The organism is Peribacillus sp. BM1, from assembly GCF_056679975.1.
In genome coordinates, this window is the sequence record NZ_CM155259.1 from 3,530,781 (window position 1) to 3,547,464 (window position 16,684).

The following is a 16,684-nucleotide window of genomic DNA, read 5'->3' on the forward strand; positions in this document are numbered from 1 at the left end:
ACTCATTAATAAATCTTATACTTATATAACATTTTCATTATACATGTACTTGATTGTAGTGGCAAACCTGATAAAAATTACTCTGTTTTCTACTATAAAGATAGCGATTTAGGCCATCTTTGATTCTACAAATGAGCGAATGCGTTCAACAGCTTTTTCCAGCTGATCTAAGGATGTTGCATAGGATAAACGAATATAATCATCTGCTCCAAATCCAGAACCAGGAATAACAGCTACTAGTGCTTCTTCAAGTAGGGCTCCAGCAAATGCGTCTACATTACCATAGCCTGTAAGTTCAGCAGCTTTCCTTGCGTTCGGGAAAAGGTAGAATGCCCCTTGGGGTTTCAGGCAAGTGATTCCAGGAATAGTAGTCAATTTATCGTAAATGATATTCAAACGGTCCTCGAATGCAACTCGCATCTCTTCTACTTTATCTTGGGGCCCTGACAGTGCCGCAATAGCTCCGTATTGCGCTGTTGTTGTTGGATTTGATGTGCTATGGCTCGCTAAATTAGTCATAGCTTTAATAATCTGAGTGTTTCCAGCTGCATAGCCAATTCTCCAGCCTGTCATGGAATAGGATTTGGATACTCCATTCACGACAATGGTTTGTTCTTTCAATTCTGGAGAAATAGAAGCGATGGAAATGTGCTGTGCACCATCGTAAATAAGTTTTTCATAAATTTCATCAGAAACGATTAATACATCGTGATCCAAACATACTTGCCCAAGTTCGCGTAATTCTTCTTCAGAATATAACATGCCTGTAGGGTTACTAGGTGAATTGATTAGAAATGCTTTTGTTTTATCTGTAATTGCTTCTTTAAGCTGCTCTTTTGTAATTTTGAACGACTGTTCTTCTGTTCCATTCACATATACTGGAGTACCGCCAGCTAATTTAACTTGTTCAGGATAGCTAACCCAATACGGAATAGGAATAATTACTTCATCGCCTTCATCCAGAATCGCTTGAAATAATGTATAAAGCACATGTTTCGCACCTGAGCCAACGATAATTTCATTTGGTTGGTATAAGAGACCGTTCTCTTTTGAAAGCTTATTGATGATTTCTTCTTTCAGCTTTGGCAAACCGGCTGAAGGGGTATATTTTGTATGGCCTTCATTCATTGATTTAAAAGCTGCATCGATAATATGCTGTGGAGTATTAAAGTCTGGTTCGCCTGCTCCAAGTCCAATAACATCTTGTCCTTGAGCCTTAAGCTCTTTAGCCTTAGCTGTAATTGCTAATGTAGAAGACGGTGTTAATGCCTGTACGCGATTTGCTAACTTTTTCATAAAAAACCCTCCATTTTCTGTCTAAATACCTCGATAGTAATCAATCATTTCGCCTGTCTTAAAATCATAATATTCATAATTATAATGTTTTGTAGCGTCCAGAGAAGTTACTTCCCAAAGTGGAACATTGTTTTCCATCCCTAGTTTTACTGAAATAATCTTCTTTGATTTTGATCGTTCCTTGGCAATCTGCGTGATTTCTTTCTTTGTCTTACCATTTTTATATTGAGCTGTTACTATATCTAAATCTTTGTTCTCAGGAATCCAAACAACTAGTTTCTCGCCAGCCGCGGTCTTTCCGATAACAACAGAATAAGATTCGAGTCCATGATAAAGATAAAATTCATCAAGTGTAACTAGGTCACTCTCCTGCCGAGCCTTTGCATAAGCGATGTCAGATGCTTCTTGCCTCGGCCCCAACGCTTTAATGTATGTCCCCGACACAAAGCCGATTAAACAAAGTATAAAAACAGAAGATATAATCAGCCATTTTTTCAAATACAGTCACTCTTTCTATGTACGATAAATCGTGAATATCGCTTTTTCCTGATTCTCTGAATCCAGCGCAAGCCCAAACATTAAATTTCTTTCCTTTAAATTACGGTTTAGAGAATCGACAATTTTATATAAATCTGGGGAATGCTGCAATTTTACGGTTGAAATCACTTCTATTTTGCTTTCCATTTTCAAGCACCCCCTTAATAACAAATTTTCTCATAAATCCTTGGAATAACAAGGATTTATGTGTATGACTTCTTCTCACATTATACCAGTTTGTTTCGAATTTCCATATCAATTTTTTTGCTATTCTTAGAATTTATTCGTTTGTATGAAACAACAGCGGATTGAGCTTTGTGAACGTAAACAGCATGATCAAATAAATTGAAAGATAAACTAGGATTGGGTGAAATTCTAATAGTTTTTGGCTACGCTCCGCCACCTTAAGTAAGCCGGTTTTCCCCTTTTAAATAAGTCTCTCAATTCGTTAAAACATGACGTTTTAGTGCACTGTTGCATCATGAACATTCCATTTATAGCAAGTCGTTTAAATCCATTCCTCAATTGCATTAACTAGTTCATTTTTTGAAACTTGCAGCCAATTAACTGAAGGAATGGCTTGTCTAAAGGCCTCTCCGTATACAGTTGTCATGATTCTTCGATCAAGAACGATGAGCACACCTCTATCTGTGCTTGTACGAATTAATCGGCCAAATCCTTGTCGGAACCTCAATATTGCCTCCGGAAGTGAATAGAATGAGAATGGATTCTTGCCATGATTTCTAATTACGTTGCATCTCGCTTCCGTAATTGGATCATCAGGAGGTGAAAATGGCAACCTAACAATAACCAGACAAGAAAGGTCCTCCCCAGGTACGTCCACCCCTTCCCAGAAACTAGTCGTACCTAACAGGATTGCTTTGTCAAAGCTTTGAAAGTTTTTCAGAAGCCGGGTTTTACTGCCACTCGTTATCCCTTGTCCAAATAGTGTATACTCTTGCAACATTTGAGATTCTTTAAGTAAATAATAGGTAGCTCTTAACATCTCATGAGAGGTAAATAAAATCATCATCCTCCCTTTTGCAGCTTCAGCAGCGAGAATAATATGTTCAGCTGCGTGAAGGACGAATTCTTCTTGTGCGACGCTTTGAATATCTGGAATGTCCTTTGGTACAAGTATTCGAACTTGTTCATGATAGCAAAATGGCGAAGAATAGCTAAATGTTTTTACTGGAACATCCTGCATCCCGAGCTGATTCATAAAGAACTGAAACGAACTTTTAACAGTAAGAGTTGCCGATGTCATAACAATACTTTTTTGTCTCGAAAAAAATGTATTCCATAACAACTTGCTTCCTGTAATCGGCTGTGAAGCTAAAGATATCCCTTGTTGTGGATTGGCTTTTGTATAGTCCATCCAATAGATAAAATCGGTATTTTGTGTGACAAAAAAATCTGCAAGAGTTTTCTTAAGCTCATTGATTTGATAACGCATCAGTTCAAAATCATTCAAATAAAACTGGGCATTTTTACTTAAAGTTTCAACACTACTTAGTAAAGAAATTCTGTCGTCTAATCCAGACAGAATCACCTGAAGCTGATCGACCAATCTTTCGGCAAGCATTGTCGTCATTTTCCATTGTTCATCAATTAAGCGAATGGATATCTGCTTTGGACCACTAGACCTTCCTTGTTTATTCGCAAGTGCCCCTAATTGAAAAAATAATTGGTCAAATTCATAGAAAAAATCAAGTAATGTACGGTCAATATTTGCTGACTTTGTAACAGGAGTAAGCGAATATTGATGCAGTAGTTTCTCCAATCGAAATAACAATTGTTTTTGATCAGAATGGCCTAAACGATTTAAGAGGGTTTTTGCCGAAACATAATCGAGTCTTCGTCCAAGATGCTTGCTTGCAGCACGTTCAAGATGATGTGCTTCATCGAGAATTAAGAAACCGTCTCTCGGAATTAAACGATCAGGTGATACTAAATCAGCCATTAAAAACGCATGGTTTGTAATAATGATATCTGCTTTTAGCGCTACAGCTTTGGCTCTTTCATAAAAATCGACAGCTTGCCAAGGCTTTTGTAATCCCGTTTTAGTAAATGAATTGCTTTGAAGCCTCTCCCAGAATAACTCTCCTCCACTCGTTAAATTTAATTCATCCTTGTCTCCCGTTTCTGTTTCTGTTAACCAAACTAGTATTTGCATTTTCGTAAGTGCGGTTTCATAGTTGTCTTCTTTTTCCCTAATAGCTCTCTCAAACTTTGCAAGACTAAGATAATTACTTCGCCCTTTCAATAGCACGACAGAAAACGGAAAGTGGAGGATCCGCTTTAATTTTGGCACCTCAGACTGAAGCAGCTGTTCTTGAAGCTGAAGCGTATACGTCGAGATAACCACGGGTTTTCCTTGTTGCACGGAAAAATAGGCAGCTGGTAGTAAATAAGCTAAGCTCTTACCAATGCCTGTTCCAGCTTCAATAATCGTATGATGTTCATTTTCAAACGAATCATATACCCGATCCATCATCTCAAGCTGCCCTTCTCTGCTTTCAAATTGGGATAATGATTCACGAATCAGCTTTAATTTCGCTTGGCTATCACTCGGATAATCCGTTTTCCACGTATTCTGAGCATAATCTCTACTCATTTTCTTAAAAGCTAAGCCCTGAAATGCTTCAATCGTTGTATCGTAATCACTTGGCAGAGAAAGCTTTTCTGCTATACATTCTTGAATGAGCTCCGAAATTTCACTTTTCAAAGAGTATGAAAGTCGGTATAACTGTTTCATGGTTAGAAGTGGCAGCTGGTAAAGTTTCTTTTTCAGTTCAAGAAAAAGCTGGGCCGTGACATATGCATCACTATCAGCTCGATGTGGCCTAGAGTGATTAAGCTTCTCTTGCTTAGCAAGCTGATTTAATTTATATCCATCAGAAGTTGGTTTCATGATTTTAGCAAGTTCGACAGTATCAATTGTAGAGCCATAGAAAGCTTCCATTCCACAGCGTTCTAACTCTTCTTTTAAAAAATTCAAATCAAATAATACATTATGCGCTACAAAAACAGCGTCCTTTAACAAAGCCGAAATACGCTCGGCCACTTCTTCAAAAAGAGGTGCCTCTTTCACCATATCATTGTCAATACCTGTCAGTTCTTCTATAAACATCGAGATATCCTGCTCAGGATGGATAAAGGTAGAATATTCAGCGATGATTTGATCTTCTTCAATCACAACTGCTGCGAATTGAATAATACGCTCCCCTTTTTTCGGAGAATTTCCTGTTGTTTCTAAATCGACTACTACATAGCGTTGCGCCATTAATTAAAACACCTCTAAATCCCATTCACACAAGTATGTTCGTTTGTTGTTCTTCCTTGTTTATACCACATTTAATCCAATAAGGAAAATGAACGTGATTCTAAATTAACTAAAGAAAAAGCCACTCATATAGAGAAATTGTCATTCCTTATGAGGAATTACCTTTTCAATGATGAGCAGCTTTATAGAATTAAGTGAAACTTCAATTAGTGGGGGTTTTACTGCCCGTTAATCCAGGATAAATAGTTGCCTCTGGTTCATAAGATATCATTTCAATAATTTCATTGTTTTCATTCATAAGTGCCACCTTAGGCTTATGAATACGAACAGATTCTTCAGCAATCATGACATACGAAATAATAATGACAATATCCCCAGGCTGTACAAGTCTTGCTGCTGCTCCGTTTAAGCAAACAACACCGCTACCTCTTTTACCAGCAATGGTATACGTTTCAAGCCTTGCACCATTATTATTATTAACAATGGCTACTTTCTCATTTGGAAGGATTCCGACTGCATCAAGTATGTCTTCATCTATTGTTATACTACCAACATAGTTTAAATTAGCCTCTGTCACAGTAGCTCTGTGTATCTTCCCATTCATCATTGTGCGAAACATACAAGCTCCTCCTAGTTAGTTCGTTTCATTAATGAACCAAAAATGTTACATTATCAATTAATCTAGCAGTTGTAAACTGGACAGCCAAAGCAATAATGACGTTTCCTGTCACTTTTTCGATTGGCCTTAGTTCAGGATAGGAATATACTTCAATATAGTCGATGTTTCCATTTGTATAGTTCATAATATGATTTGAAAGGAGTGAAACTAATTTTTCTGGATTGTCTTCACCATGTTGTGCTGCTTCTCGCGCAAGATTCAAACCTTTATACAATTCATGAGCACAGGCACGCTCTTCTTCAAGTAAATAAACATTCCGAGAACTTTTTGCCAACCCGTCTTCTTCACGAATCGTTTCGACCGGAACCATTTCAATATCGAAATTAAAGTCTGTAATTAACCCATCCACAACAGCCACTTGCTGAGCATCTTTCATGCCAAAATATACCTTATCCGGGTTAATCATATTGAAAAACTTCGTTAGGACAGTTGCTACTCCGTCAAAATGACCTGGTCTTTTTCTCCCGCAAAGCACATTCGTTCGACTTTGAACGGTTACTTTTACGGACACTTCATCCGGGTACATTTCTTTAATGGATGGATAAAATAAATAGTCTACTAAAGCCGATTGTGCGACTTTTTCATCATGTTCAATGTCACGAGGATAGCTCTCAAAATCTTCGTTTGGTCCGAATTGAAGCGGGTTTACAAAGATTGTTAAAACAACGATGTCATTTTCTTGATGTGCTTTTTTCAGTAAACTTACATGACCTTCATGTAAAAACCCCATTGTCGGGACGTACCCTATCGATTTGCCATTCTTTTTTTCTTCAGCTATTTGTTGCTGTATCTCTTTTGCTATTGTAAGGATTTTCATGCTTTACCCCCGTATAACGCAGCTACTTCTTCTTCTTTCATCGTAAAGCTATGCTCTAATGTAGGGAATTGCTGTTCTCTTACTTCACTTACGTATTTTGATAATGCTCCGCTTATTAATTCATTAGCATTTGCGTATGTTTTGACAAACTTAGCCACGCGATCGACGCCATAATTCACGACGTCATGATAGACAAGTACTTGACCATCTACATCTTTCCCAGCACCAATACCGATTGTTGGAATGCTAAGGTGTTGGGTAATCATTTCTGCTACTTGATATGGCACACATTCAAGTACAACAGCTATCGCACCACAAGCTTCACATTGCTTTGCTTCATCTAATAGCTGCTCGGCGGCATTTGCACTTTTCCCTTGAACCTTATAGCCTCCAAGTACCCCTACCGACTGTGGTGTTAATCCTAAGTGAGCAATAACTGGAACTCCAGCCTTTGTTAAGGCAGCAATCTTTTCAGTTACTTGGCCTGCTCCTTCAAGTTTTAAAGCATCTGCACGCCCTTCTTGAATCATGCGTGCAGCGGTTTTAAGTGTTTCGTCCACTGAAAGATGATAGCTCATGAATGGCATGTCAGTAACAACAAACGTATTAGGTGCTCCGCGTTTCACTGCTTTTGTATGATGAATCATATCATCAACTGTTACTCGGAGTGTCGATTCATAACCTAGAACAACCATGCCGAGGGAGTCTCCTACAAGAATCATGTCAACATCAGCAAGTTCTGCAAGCTTTGCGCTTGGATAATCATACGCAGTAAGCATGACAATTTTCTTATCATTTTTTTTCATTTTCAGAAACTGTCCGGAAAGTTTCATTCAAATATCCTCCTTTTATTAGAGGAGATGAATAATCTTTCTTGATAGGCATATAACAAAAAAGAGACGAGCTTTAAAGGAAATAGGACCCATTGTCCAGCCAACTTTGCATATGGCAGTTTTCCCTATATAAAAGTTCGTCTCTTTAAATTTATCAGAAGATTCATCCCTCCGTCCCCGTCCACTACTGGATCAAGGCAGAAATTTTAGTTTTTTACTTCGGTCGTGCAGGTGCAGTTCGAAAGATACTGCCCAAAAGCATTATATCAACTTTATCAAATATATTCTATAGTAACGTGCGACCACTTATTGATGCGGAATTGTAACATCTGCTGAATAAATATGATGAACCTTCCCGAATTTGTCTTCTAAAAGCAAAACACCACTATCAGTAATCCCAAGCGCTTTACCAATAATCGTTTCATTCACAGTTGTCGCTTTTAGTTCTTTCCCAAGTGAAACTGCATAGCTTTCCCATAGAAGTTTCACTGGGTTAAATCCATGTTTCAAATATGTAGAATACAGTTTTTCCATATTACGAAGGATTTGCTGAATTAAAGTTGATCGCGAGATACTTTTTCCTGATTCAATAAACAAAGATGTCGCAGTATTCTGTAGTTCCTCAGGAAAATCACTGAGCTTCTGATTTACATTTACTCCGATGCCAACAATGACAGAATGAATACGATCAGATTCCGCCTGAAGCTCTGTTAATATTCCCGTCACCTTTTTCCCTCTAATCAATAAATCATTCGGCCATTTGATCTCTGGCGAGAGATCGGTGACATCCTCGATCGCTTGAGCCACTGCAACTGCCGCAAGCAAGGTCAATTGTGGAGCTTCATGAAAAGGGATTTTTGGCCTTAGAATCAAGCTCATCCAGATTCCAGTAAATTTTGGCGAATGCCAATTGCGAGATAATCGACCTTTCCCTAAGGTTTGTTCTTCAGCAATCACAATTGTTCCTTCTACCGCCCCCTCGTTAGCAAGACGATTGGCGATTTTTTGAGTAGAATCGACGCTCTCTTCATAATGAATGTTTTGGCCAAATGTAGTTGTTTGCAGGCCAATTTGAATTTCGTTGCTCGTTACATTTCCAGGTGCAGAAATGATTCGGTAACCTTTATTCCGAATTGCTTCAAGTACGTAGCCTTCATTTCTCAATTCCTCGATATGCTTCCACACTGCTGTCCGAGAACAACCGACATAATCAGCAATTTCTTGGCCAGAAACAAAGCTACCAAATGCATTTGAGAAAGCATCAATTATTTTTTTCCTCACATCAGATTGCACGTGTTAAGCCACTCCTTTATTGCTACTTTGTCGTTAGCCACTTTCCCCGTCAGTACCATTTGCAAAGCACCATCCATAGCTTCCTTCACCCATGGTCCGGGTTTTCTGTCAGATGACCAAGCGAGTAGATCATGTCCTGTCAAAGCAAGCTCAGACATCGATTTAATTATTAGGTCCTTATACGTTTCTTTCACAGTATTTATCGCATTTTGTACATTTGTATTTTCCAGAACAGCTCTTACTGAAGCTGCCGATACGGCCGCTTTTTCACCCTCTTTAAAAAGAAGGAACTTATCTTGCAGAAAAGAGGGATCTTGTTTTACCAGTCTGACGACAGATTGAATAAAACGAATATTTTTCATTGGCATTTTCCAGTTTCTTAAAAATGACTCTATGTTTTCTATGTCTAATAGAACGAGTAGGATTCCCCATAATTCTTCTATATTTTTAAGCTCCTCGATAGAGTACGTCCCAACTCGCTCTAATTGACTTTTATAAGATTTAAATCCTGGCAGATAGTCATACAAGCAAGAATCCACGACCAACTCTATGCTTTTCTTTCGCTCCACACCTAATAATAGCTTTTCAAATTCAACAAGAATCCGTTCCACTGAAATATGTTCCATTAGATGAACATGTTTCTTTAATGATACATATGTATCAAGATTTAATTTGAAGCTAAGCTGACTTACAAATCGGATTGCTCTCATCATCCTAAGCCCATCTTCAGTAAACCGTTCATCAGGATTCCCGACCGTTACAACTTCCTGTTTTTGAATCGCTTCTTTACCACCAAACGGGTCAATTAATTTTCCTTTACGGTCCATCGCGATCGCATTCATCGTAAAATCTCGCCGTTGCAAATCCTCTCTTAATGAACGGACAAAGTTCACCTCGTCAGGTCGGCGAAAATCAGAATATCCGCTTTCTGTTCTAAAGGTCGTCACTTCGTAATTTCCTGATTCATGTAAGACAAGAATCGTACCATGCGCAATTCCTACATCTACTGTTTTTGGGAAAATAGCTTTTACTTCGTTGGGAGTGGCAGAGGTTGCTATATCCACATCATTACTCAATCTTCCTGTTAGCGAATCGCGCACAGATCCTCCAACAAAATAGGCTTCATATCCAGCTTCTTCTATAGCAGCGATAACTGGAATCGCCTCTGTAAATAATTGATCCAAAGTTCATTGTCACCCCTACCGATTTAACAGTTTTCTGTAAATCGCTTCATATTGTTTAGTGATCGTATTGGAATGGAATTTCGTTTCGACTGCCATGATTCCGGCTCTGCTAAATTGATTGTGAAGCTGGCCATCTTGTAAAAGTAAAACCGCCTTCTCCGCAATCGCTTCAATATCACCTACACGACATATAAAGCCAGTTTCTCCATCAACAATTACTTCAGGAATGCCACCTACATTCGTTCCGATGGCGGGAACACCACAAGCCATACCTTCAAGTAGAACAAGTCCAAAGCTCTCTTTTTCTGAAAGCAAAAGGTTGAGATCGCTGATCGAATATAACTCGTTAAGATTATCTTGTTTCCCAAGCAAGAGAACATCAGCATCTAGTCCCAAACGTTTAATCAATTTGGTGATTTCTGATATTTCAGGACCATCCCCTACAAGCATTAGCTTGGCGGAAATTTGTTTTCTAATTAGAGCAAATGCTTGAACAACATCCTTTACCCGTTTTACTGCCCTGAAATTGGACACATGGATGATTACTTTTTCGTAATCTCTTATTTTATATTCATGACGGAGATTAGAAGAATCCGTTTTACGGTACACTCGTTCATCAATAAAATTATAAACCGTGCTTATTTCTTTATCTGGAGCTAGTAATTCGTTTGTTTGTAACGCTAATGAGTTTGATACAGCCGTTACTACATCCGATTTTTCAATTCCGAATTTAATTAGCTCCGTTAATGAAGGGTCATTCCCTAAAACGGTTATGTCTGTTCCATGCAATGTTGTGACAATCTTCACATCATGACACGCCATTTGTTTGGCAAGTATCGCACATACAGCATGAGGTATCGCATAATGGACGTGTAAAACATCTAATTTTTCTCGCGTAATGACTTCTGCCATCTTGCTTGCCAAAGCTAAATCATAAGGCGGATATTGAAAAACGGAATATGAATTCACTTCAACTTGATGATAATAAATATTGTGATACATTCTATTTAACCGGAAAGGAAGACTCGATGAAATGAAATGAATTTCATGCCCTTTCTCAGCAAGGAGTTTGCCAAGCTCAGTAGCTACAACTCCAGACCCACCGACTGTTGGGTAACATGTAATACCAATTTTCAACTTCATGTTATCCTCCTATTAGGTCTTGTGAAAGTAATAATGGTTTTTTCGAGAGAAATCCTTCCGCATACGTAACGCCTACTTCTTTTCCAAAGAGACGCTCTCTTGCCTCCACCGTTTCGATATACCCATTTACAAGTGGCGTATCAATAGCTGTATCCGTCTGTTGGAATTGACTTGCATATGTCCGTAAACTCTCAAGCTTTGTATCCATCGTTTCCGTTACATCAACGACAAAATCGGGCTTATGAAAGCCATTAATCATATAAAAATAAAGAGAAGCAATCTTATGGGCAGTCTGACCTGATTCTTCCATATATTTTCTGATACCTGCTGAAAAAGCAGCTTCCTCTACTAGTTGTGCACAATTGCCGTGGTCAGGGTGACGGTCTTCTCGATAAGGTGCAAATACCAAACTTGGTCGATATTTGCGGATAATACTTGTAATTTCTTGTATGTATTCTTCTTTCAACTGTAAACCTCGATCTGGGAGGTCTAGCGAAATTCGCTTAACACCAAGGATTTTTGCTGCATTTTGCGCTTCTTGCTGACGTAACTCTACTGTCCCATTTGAAGACAATTCCGCTTTTGTTAAGTCGCAAATGACAATCTTCTTCCCTAGCTTTGCGAATTTAGCAAGCGTGGCTCCCATGCCAATTTCAACATCATCTGCATGGGCACCAAAAGCTAATATATCTATTTTCTTTTCCATTTTACTCACCTTTTGTTTCGTCTAGTTTTCTCCAGTCTAAATAGCCGTGTTTTAGACCTCTAATAATTACTTCTGCAGTCCCCATATTCGTTGCGAGTGGTACCTGATATACATCACAAAGTCTGATTAAGGCATTCACATCAGGTTCGTGTGGCTGAGATGTTAGTGGATCACGAAAGAATAGAATCATATCCATTTCATTACGTGATACAAGTGCACCAATTTCTTGATCACCCCCAAGCGGTCCCGAGTTAAAGCAATGAACCGGAAGAGATACCTCCTGGGTAATTCTTCTACCAGTTGTACCAGTTGCAAACAATTCATGTTGCTCAAAAATGTCTCTATACGCCGTTACAAATCGAATCATATCTTCTTTCTTATTATCATGGGCAATTAATGAAATTTTCATCGGTATTCTCCCCCTCTTTTATTCAATAATATTCTCTAAACCATAAACAAGCACATCCAGTTTCATAACAGAATCCACTGCAAGCTTAACACCAGACATGAAAGATACGCGATCGAATGAGTCATGACGAATGGTCAGCATTTGACCTTTTTCACCGAACATCACTTGTTGATGAGCAATCAACCCGGGTAAGCGTACGCTATGTACACGCATGCCATCTATATTCGCACCACGAGCCCCTTGCATCGTTTCCTTTTCTTCAGGGTGACCTTGTACTTTTGGTTCACGAACTGCTTTGATCATCTCCGCTGTTTTTACGCCTGTACCTGACGGGGCATCAAGCTTTTTGTCATGATGCATTTCAATAATTTCCACGTCTGAGAAGTATTTAGCAGCCATTTGTGAAAATTTCATCATCAATACTGCACCTACCGCAAAGTTCGGAGCAATAATACAACCTAAGCCTTTTTCAGTTGTTAGGTCTTCCAATTCAGCTAAATCTTCTGTACTAAAACCAGTCGTCCCAACTACCGGACGAATCCCATGGTTTAAAGCAGCAACCGTATGCAACATCCCAACTTCAGGTGTAGTTAAATCGATTAATACATCCGCTTTGACTGAGGAAAAACATTTCTCAATATCTGAATATATCGGTGCATCGATTCCCTGGAACCCGTCAAGATTTCCTAAATTATCCCCATCATGTTTACGGTCAATGACTGCCACTAATTCAAAGCCCGCCGTTTCTAAAACAAGCTTGACTGCTTCACTTCCCATTCTTCCACGTGGTCCTGCCACAATGATTCGAGTTGTTTCCATAGCCTTTATTCTCCTTTTTTCTCTTCATCAATTTTTGTCCATCTGTCTTTGTCACGTGTTTTAAATTTATGCATGACAAGATCATGAGCTTTTGCTAAATCAATATTCAAAGAATTAGCAAAGCAAATGATAACAAATAGGAGATCTCCCAATTCTTCTTCAACTGTATTTTCCTTTTCAGTCGTTTTCTTAGGCTTTTCACCATAATAATGATTGACTTCTCGAGAAAGCTCGCCTAGTTCCTCGGTCATTCTCGCAAGCATGGCTAAAGGACTAAAATAGCCTTCCTTAAATTGACTTATGTATTGATCTACTTCGTTTTGAAGATCTTGCATGGTTTTTTTCTGTTCCATGCCCTCACCCTTTCTAACTAGTTTAGATTAATCTGCGCTATAAGAGGAGGCTAAAAAAGGACAAGAAACTGTAGTCAAAGAGGACGGTAGTGGGGCATATAACACGTTTTGTCCTAAACATCAACTTTAGTTATGACCGCACAAGGAAAAAATTTTCTTTCTGCGGTGAATTTCCCTGGACTTTTTGTACAACCTCTATAGTGAATCTCTTCCCCATGTTAGCCAAAAATCACTTATATGACAAGATTTTCGTTTATCCCGCATTAACAGGCAGTAAGCCCCTACTGGTTGGATTTCCACTTGATTTTCCATTGTTTGTAACTAGTATTAGAATTCGATATAATAAAGAACATTCTCGTTTACCCTGATTTCATAGAATTTAAGATGTCACCTAAGTGGGGTTCACTCTATCCCGGTTTAACAGACTGTATTAATTATCATCAAATATACTCTTGCGAAAGATTAAAATTGCTAGCTTTTGAAAAACAGCCTGTAAAACCCCGATTGGTTCAACTAATCATTAGCGAAAGGTCACTGCTAACGGAAGTTTCACTTTATTATAATTGATATTGGAGGTCAAACGCTTGATATACGGTTTGAGATTTAAAAATATTTTGTTCATTTTATTTGGCGCAGCTATTTTTGGTTTTGGTCTTGTACACTTTAATATGCAAAACCACTTAGCAGAAGGCGGTTTCACTGGCCTTACCTTGATTATATATCAATTAGCTGGAATTAACCCAGCTTATACGAACCTTATTCTAAATATTCCTTTATTTTTCATCGGCTGGAAGTTCCTTGGTCGAACCACGTTTCTATATACCATTATCGGGACAGTTGGCGTTTCCTTTTGGCTTTGGATTTTTGAACGAAATGAAATTAAATTAACTCTCGGAAATGACTTAATGCTTGTTGCTTTATTTGCAGGGGTTTTTATCGGTGTAGGACTCGGTATCATCTTTCGTTATGGAGGTACAACTGGAGGCGTTGATATTATCGCAAGGCTTGCCAATCGATATTGGGGACATAATATGGGTAGAACAATGTTTTTATTTGATGCGGTCGTTATCTTAATTTCCATTATTACCTATCTTGAATATCGTGAAGCAATGTACACGCTCGTTGCAGTCTTTATCGCTGCTCGCGTTATTGACTTCATGCAGGAAGGCGCATATTCTGCTCGTGGCGCGATGATCATTAGTCGCAATAACGAAGCAATTGCAAAAAAAATTATGAAGGAAATGGAACGGGGGATTACCGTTCTAAAGGGGTATGGTTCATTTACAAAGGAAGATCGGGAAGTGCTATACTGTGTCGTTGGAAAAACGGAAATTGTCCGTTTAAAGAACATTATCACTTCTGTAGATCCACATGCTTTCGTATCTGTCAGTGAAGTTCACGATGTACTTGGAGAAGGGTTTACATTAGATGAGAATAAAAATCCAATCGAACGGTAAATATACCCATTGATCCACTCAGAATTCCCAATCCAAATTTAACAGCAGTCATTCTATGGATGAAGGTGGAGCATCTATAAAACTCTCTAAAAATATGCCCTCACTTCAAAATCAGTATTTTCATCCAAACATTCATTAACTTAATCATCAAGTGGAACCATACTGCAAAGGGTAAGAAACTTTCGGCGGATTCAGACAGACTAATTAAGTGATCCACAAAAGTAATTGCGTATAATTACGCTTAGCAATGAAAAAAAGCAGGTCCTAAGGAGCTGCTTTTTTTCTAATCGTCACTTCTAGTCATACCCGTGTATATTAAAACTAAACGGAGTAATTCAAGTACAGCTACAAGGGCTGCCGCAACATATGTTAATGCTGCTGCATTCAATACTTTTTTCGTTTCACGCTCTTCATCATTACGAATAACACCTAGAGTAACAACCTGATTCATCGCACGGGATGAAGCATTAAATTCTACCGGGAGCGTCACAAGTTGGAATACAACAGCAGCTGCCATAAAAACAATTCCAAGTAAGACAAAATTACTCATCTGGGCTATCATACCGATAATGATCAAGATCCATGAAAAATTCGAACCAATATTGGCCACTGGTACTAATGTGTGACGTAAACGAAGCGGTGAGTAATTCTGTTGATCCTGAATGGCATGACCTACCTCATGGGCCGCAATGGCAACGCCTGCCACAGAATGACCGTGATAATTATCTGAGGATAAGCGAACTATTTTAGATCGCGGATCATAGTGATCACTCAGAACCCCTCGAGTTTCTTCTACCGTAACATGATACAAACCATTTGAATCTAGAATTCTTCTTGCCACCTCTGCTCCCGACATTCTGGATGAAGCAGGTACTTTAGAATATTTTTTGTAGGCGCTTTTCACTTTCATTTGAGCGAATAGCGGGACTAAGATGATAATCGCAAAGTAAAGTAAAAACATTGTTTCCTCCTAAAAGAATGATTAGTTCAATTGTAAAAGTAGCGATCATCTCTGTCAAACATTGTGATCTTTCCGTGACTTTTCTGCCTTCTCATTGCCTTTGTATTTTCTCCAGCCTACATAAGATAATGTCAGGATAATAATGCTTCCTGTTGAAATAATTACCCACCATAACGATGGATCTGCTTCATCCTCATTGGGCTCATCAAATATAGACTTTAAATCCTGTTCCAATGCATCCCATTCCTGTTCGTTTGACTCCATCATTAACATAACCGGACGATATTGATCCATATAAGTTACACGAGCATCAAGCTGTTGAAGCCTCTCAGATGACACTGAAACTTTTAAACTTGGATATATGAGATTGTACTGTGATAACAAATCATTCAACCCATCATTGAACCCTTCTGAATCTCCTGCTTTAACTGCTTCTTTTGCTTCATTAAAGGCCTCCATGATTGGATCTTCTAAAGCCATCCACAATGGCTGGTTATTCGAATTGACGGCATCCAGTACTAATCGAAACTTCGTCACAGCATTTATTTTTTCAGAATCTGTTTTTTCTAAGGTTTGAACGACTTCCAGTGCATCATCATAAGCAGCAGTAACAACTCTTAATTCAGCCATGCTAAAAAGCTCTTTTTCTTTTGTTGAAAGCAGATAACGTGCTGAAAACTTTTGAAGAATCTTCTCTGTTTCTTTATATCGTTTCATTTCTACAAGTCTTAGTGCTTCGTCGGAGATGGAATCCAACTGCCCCATACTTTTAGAAGGCTCAGCACGAACTTGATAAAAAGAAACGGTGATTACTAGCAGCAGTGCAAGCACCAGGATTTTTTTCACCATACTCCTTGTCCCTCCTTATTTCTCTATTAATCAATATGAGAATGGAAGATGGAGTAGACCAC

At 38.6% G+C, this 16,684-nt stretch carries 17 protein-coding genes; 1 reads left to right on the forward strand and 16 read right to left on the reverse strand.

Going from position 1 to position 16,684, the window contains the following annotated elements:
- Window positions 1–108: 108 nt before the first annotated feature.
- The 14 genes from AC1MGI_RS16975 to AC1MGI_RS17040 all read right to left on the reverse strand — a co-directional run bounded on the left by AC1MGI_RS16975 (window position 109) and on the right by AC1MGI_RS17040 (window position 13,355).
- Complete coding sequence (locus tag AC1MGI_RS16975) at window positions 109–1,296, reverse strand: pyridoxal phosphate-dependent aminotransferase (protein ID WP_480346448.1); 1,188 nt, start codon at window positions 1,294–1,296, stop codon at window positions 109–111.
- A gap of 21 nt (window positions 1,297–1,317) precedes the next feature.
- The gene (locus AC1MGI_RS16980) at window positions 1,318–1,794 is read right to left on the reverse strand and encodes a cell wall elongation regulator TseB-like domain-containing protein (protein WP_480346450.1); all 477 of its coding nucleotides are present in this window, start codon (window positions 1,792–1,794) and stop codon (window positions 1,318–1,320) included.
- Window positions 1,795–1,809: 15 nt separating this feature from the next.
- A complete protein-coding gene (locus tag AC1MGI_RS16985; RefSeq protein WP_082191123.1) occupies window positions 1,810–1,980 on the reverse strand; it encodes a YpmA family protein in 171 nt (56 codons plus the stop codon).
- 361 nt (window positions 1,981–2,341) lie between these two features.
- Window positions 2,342–5,119 carry an ATP-dependent DNA helicase DinG gene (gene dinG / locus AC1MGI_RS16990; RefSeq protein WP_480346452.1) on the reverse strand — a complete coding sequence of 926 codons (2,778 nt, stop codon included), beginning with the start codon at window positions 5,117–5,119 and terminating at the stop codon, window positions 2,342–2,344.
- Between the two features lie 202 nt (window positions 5,120–5,321).
- Complete coding sequence (panD, locus tag AC1MGI_RS16995; RefSeq protein ID WP_480346454.1) at window positions 5,322–5,738, reverse strand: aspartate 1-decarboxylase; 417 nt, start codon at window positions 5,736–5,738, stop codon at window positions 5,322–5,324.
- Between the two features lie 28 nt (window positions 5,739–5,766).
- Window positions 5,767–6,615 (reverse strand): pantoate--beta-alanine ligase, encoded by an 849-nt coding sequence (gene panC, locus AC1MGI_RS17000; RefSeq protein WP_480346456.1) that lies wholly within the window; start codon window positions 6,613–6,615, stop codon window positions 5,767–5,769.
- On the reverse strand, window positions 6,612–7,448 hold the full coding sequence (gene panB, locus AC1MGI_RS17005; RefSeq protein ID WP_480346458.1) for a 3-methyl-2-oxobutanoate hydroxymethyltransferase: 837 nt from the start codon (window positions 7,446–7,448) through the stop codon (window positions 6,612–6,614). The genes panC and panB overlap by 4 nt, the downstream gene beginning before the upstream one ends.
- Window positions 7,449–7,754: 306 nt before the next feature.
- Complete coding sequence (locus AC1MGI_RS17010; RefSeq protein ID WP_480346460.1) at window positions 7,755–8,741, reverse strand: biotin--[acetyl-CoA-carboxylase] ligase; 987 nt, start codon at window positions 8,739–8,741, stop codon at window positions 7,755–7,757.
- Complete coding sequence (locus tag AC1MGI_RS17015; RefSeq protein WP_480346462.1) at window positions 8,726–9,925, reverse strand: CCA tRNA nucleotidyltransferase; 1,200 nt, start codon at window positions 9,923–9,925, stop codon at window positions 8,726–8,728. The genes AC1MGI_RS17010 and AC1MGI_RS17015 overlap by 16 nt, the downstream gene beginning before the upstream one ends.
- Before the next feature lie 15 nt (window positions 9,926–9,940).
- Entirely contained in the window at window positions 9,941–11,068 is a 1,128-nt protein-coding gene (gene bshA, locus AC1MGI_RS17020) for an N-acetyl-alpha-D-glucosaminyl L-malate synthase BshA (RefSeq protein ID WP_480346463.1), read from the reverse strand.
- A gap of 1 nt (window position 11,069) precedes the next feature.
- Window positions 11,070–11,774, reverse strand: coding sequence for a bacillithiol biosynthesis deacetylase BshB1 (gene bshB1 / locus AC1MGI_RS17025; protein WP_480346464.1), 705 nt, complete (start codon window positions 11,772–11,774; stop codon window positions 11,070–11,072).
- Window position 11,775: 1 nt separating this feature from the next.
- Window positions 11,776–12,183, reverse strand: coding sequence for a methylglyoxal synthase (locus AC1MGI_RS17030; protein ID WP_480346466.1), 408 nt, complete (start codon window positions 12,181–12,183; stop codon window positions 11,776–11,778).
- A gap of 18 nt (window positions 12,184–12,201) precedes the next feature.
- Window positions 12,202–13,002 carry a 4-hydroxy-tetrahydrodipicolinate reductase gene (dapB, locus tag AC1MGI_RS17035; RefSeq protein ID WP_062183107.1) on the reverse strand — a complete coding sequence of 267 codons (801 nt, stop codon included), beginning with the start codon at window positions 13,000–13,002 and terminating at the stop codon, window positions 12,202–12,204.
- A gap of 5 nt (window positions 13,003–13,007) precedes the next feature.
- Window positions 13,008–13,355, reverse strand: a complete 348-nt coding sequence (locus tag AC1MGI_RS17040) for a nucleotide pyrophosphohydrolase (protein WP_480346468.1) — start codon at window positions 13,353–13,355, stop codon at window positions 13,008–13,010.
- A 584-nt stretch (window positions 13,356–13,939) separates the two neighbouring features.
- On the opposite strand from AC1MGI_RS17040, the gene AC1MGI_RS17045 reads away from it, so the two are divergent.
- Complete coding sequence (locus AC1MGI_RS17045) at window positions 13,940–14,812, forward strand: YitT family protein (RefSeq protein ID WP_403070618.1); 873 nt, start codon at window positions 13,940–13,942, stop codon at window positions 14,810–14,812.
- Window positions 14,813–15,095: 283 nt separating this feature from the next.
- Here AC1MGI_RS17045 and AC1MGI_RS17050 read toward each other — a convergent pair whose 3' ends face one another.
- Together AC1MGI_RS17050 and ypjB are read right to left on the reverse strand one after the other, a co-directional pair.
- Entirely contained in the window at window positions 15,096–15,773 is a 678-nt protein-coding gene (locus AC1MGI_RS17050; RefSeq protein ID WP_480346470.1) for a zinc metallopeptidase, read from the reverse strand.
- Window positions 15,774–15,827: 54 nt separating this feature from the next.
- Window positions 15,828–16,622, reverse strand: coding sequence for a sporulation protein YpjB (gene ypjB, locus AC1MGI_RS17055; protein ID WP_480346472.1), 795 nt, complete (start codon window positions 16,620–16,622; stop codon window positions 15,828–15,830).
- Window positions 16,623–16,684 lie beyond the last annotated feature (62 nt).

Excerpts from the sequence above, each read along its gene's own strand:
- dapB (WP_062183107.1), bottom strand. The coding sequence starts at position 13,002 with ATGGAAACAACTCGAATCATTGTGGCAGGACCACGTGGAAGAATGGGA.
- AC1MGI_RS17040 (WP_480346468.1), bottom strand. The coding sequence starts at position 13,355 with ATGGAACAGAAAAAAACCATGCAAGATCTTCAAAACGAAGTAGATCAA.
- AC1MGI_RS16975 (WP_480346448.1), bottom strand. The coding sequence starts at position 1,296 with ATGAAAAAGTTAGCAAATCGCGTACAGGCATTAACACCGTCTTCTACA.
- AC1MGI_RS17050 (WP_480346470.1), bottom strand. The coding sequence starts at position 15,773 with ATGTTTTTACTTTACTTTGCGATTATCATCTTAGTCCCGCTATTCGCT.
- dinG (WP_480346452.1), bottom strand. The coding sequence starts at position 5,119 with ATGGCGCAACGCTATGTAGTAGTCGATTTAGAAACAACAGGAAATTCT.
- panD (WP_480346454.1), bottom strand. The coding sequence starts at position 5,738 with ATGTTTCGCACAATGATGAATGGGAAGATACACAGAGCTACTGTGACA.
- ypjB (WP_480346472.1), bottom strand. The coding sequence starts at position 16,622 with ATGGTGAAAAAAATCCTGGTGCTTGCACTGCTGCTAGTAATCACCGTT.
- bshA (WP_480346463.1), bottom strand. The coding sequence starts at position 11,068 with ATGAAGTTGAAAATTGGTATTACATGTTACCCAACAGTCGGTGGGTCT.
- panC (WP_480346456.1), bottom strand. The coding sequence starts at position 6,615 with ATGAAAATCCTTACAATAGCAAAAGAGATACAGCAACAAATAGCTGAA.
- bshB1 (WP_480346464.1), bottom strand. The coding sequence starts at position 11,774 with ATGGAAAAGAAAATAGATATATTAGCTTTTGGTGCCCATGCAGATGAT.
- AC1MGI_RS16985 (WP_082191123.1), bottom strand. The coding sequence starts at position 1,980 with ATGGAAAGCAAAATAGAAGTGATTTCAACCGTAAAATTGCAGCATTCC.
- panB (WP_480346458.1), bottom strand. The coding sequence starts at position 7,448 with ATGAAACTTTCCGGACAGTTTCTGAAAATGAAAAAAAATGATAAGAAA.
- AC1MGI_RS17030 (WP_480346466.1), bottom strand. The coding sequence starts at position 12,183 with ATGAAAATTTCATTAATTGCCCATGATAATAAGAAAGAAGATATGATT.